At 69.0% G+C, this 1,544-nt stretch carries 2 protein-coding genes; both read left to right on the top strand.

The features are described from left to right. The coding region (locus RM812_RS41610; protein ID WP_311586142.1) for a thioesterase domain-containing protein at window positions 1-812 on the top strand (812 nt) is incomplete at its 5' end. Window positions 813-897: 85 nt separating this feature from the next. Continuing rightward, window positions 898-1,544 (top strand): thioesterase II family protein (locus RM812_RS41605; protein WP_311586140.1); only part of this gene is annotated, 647 nt, incomplete at its 3' end.

The following is a 1,544-nucleotide window of genomic DNA, read 5'->3' as shown; positions in this document are numbered from 1 at the left end:
GCGTCGACCTGCCCGTCAGGACGATCGTCCGGTACCCGACGGCGGCCGAGTTGGCCGCGCTGCTGCTGGGCAGCGGCATCCCCGAGGACCACGTCGACTCGTTCGACGTCGTGCTGCCGTTGCACAAGGACCCCGGCACCGGGAAACCGCCGGTATGGTTTGTCCATGGAGGTGGCGGTCTGGGCTGGATGTACTTCACCTTCGCGCCGTACGTGCGGGACCGGGCGGCCTACGCCCTGCAGTCCCGTGGCTCCGGCGGCAAGGGCACGCTGGCGGGATCGGTGCAGGAGATGATCGACGACTACCTCGCCCGGATCCTCGAGACCCAGCCGGAGGGGCCCTACCACCTGGTCGGCTGGTCCTACGGAGCCCCGCTCGCGCACGCCCTGGCGGAGGCCTTGGACCGGAGCGGGCGCGAGGTCGGCGTCGTGGCCATCCTGGACTCCAAGCCGGCGAGCGGTTTCAGGGACCTGACCGGCGCCGTGCCGAACGTCTACCGGCAGCACATCGAGGAATTCTTCGGCCGGTTCATGAACACGGACAAGATGGGCCTCTTCCTGGACGCCATGGCACAGGTGGGGGCCAACAACGTGGCCAGAATGCAGGAGTTCGCCCCGCCGGTCTACCGCGGCGACGTGCTGTACTTCAACGCCAAGCTGGACGAGCACGAGGGGTCCTACGGACCCGAGTGGCGGCCGTACGTTCTCGGGTCCATCGAGGAGTACGACGTGGACGGCACGCACGACTCGCTGCACATGCCCAAACCTGCGGGCCAGGTCATGAAGGTCGTCGCCCGCAAGCTGGTGCGATGACTGCGGACGACGCGCGCGTGGCCGGACGAGAATCCTCCGGCCACGGCTCCACGAATTGTCGCATGGATGATGGAGGTTGGTCGGGGTGACAGAACTCCGCAGGGCCGGGGACGACCGGGACCGGACCGTGCTCCTGTGCGTGCCGTTCGCGGGAGCAGGGCCTTCGTTCTTCCACCCGTGGCGGGCGCTGTCCGCCGGCCGGTGGCGCGTGGTCCCGGTCGAACTGCCCGGCAGGGAACGGCGCATCCTTCAGACGCCGTACCGGAACGTCGTCGAGGCCGCCAAGAACTCGGTCGATGACATCGTCGTGGAGCTCGGCGAAGGCACCGGGACCGTGCTGTTCGGGCACAGCCTGGGTGCGGTCCTCGCCTACGAGCTGGTGCACCTGCTGAGCGCGCGCGACGTGAGGGTCGAGCGGTTGTTCGTCAGTGGTTCGCCGGGACCGTGGACCCAGCGGGAGAGGCGGGCGACGGGGCTTCCTGACGAGGAGTTCCTCGCCCGGGTCGAGGAGTTCGCGGGGTTCCGGCACGAGGCCCTTGACCACCCGGAGATGCGTGAACTGATCCTCCCCGTGCTGCAGGCCGACTGCGAGATGCACGAGAACTACGTGCCGAGCACCGACGAACCGGTGTCCGTGCCGATCTGCTCGATCCGCGGCAGCTCCGACGGCCTGGTCTCGGCGGACCAGGCGAGGCAGTGGCTGGGAGCGACCACGGGCGAGTTCGGCTACGC

The sequence above is a fragment of the Streptomyces lancefieldiae genome (genome assembly GCF_031845825.1).
In the GTDB taxonomy this organism is placed as follows: Bacteria; Actinomycetota; Actinomycetes; order Streptomycetales; family Streptomycetaceae; genus Streptomyces; species Streptomyces lancefieldiae.
The sequence above is the reverse complement of the archived record's forward strand: the minus strand, read 5'-3'. Positions and strand labels throughout refer to the sequence as shown.